Genomic DNA, 242 nt, shown 5'->3' on the forward strand with positions numbered 1-242 from the left:
GCGGCCGGACCGATCTTGTGCTGCGGCTCCAGGTCGATGCCCTGCGCTTCCAGGGATCGGTGATCAATCCGGGCGTCGATGTCGAGCTGGGCCAGCCTTTCATTGACATGTTCGGCCCAGGCTTCGCGCCAGTGGGTGAGAAGCTCGGTCTTGTTCCACTCGCGCACCTTGGCGCCGAAGCCGGCCTCCCCATCTTCGCCTACGGAGACTTCGCGCATGCCGAGCATCACATGGGCGTGCGG

At 65.3% G+C, this 242-nt stretch carries 1 protein-coding gene; it reads right to left on the reverse strand.

Annotated features, from left to right (window positions below):
* A partial coding sequence (locus ACFC3J_RS12625) for a MobA/MobL family protein (RefSeq protein WP_375196521.1) occupies positions 1-242 on the reverse strand: 242 nt, incomplete at both ends.

The sequence above is a fragment of the Sphingobium sp. genome (assembly GCF_041987595.1).
GTDB lineage: Bacteria > Pseudomonadota > Alphaproteobacteria > Sphingomonadales > Sphingomonadaceae > Sphingobium.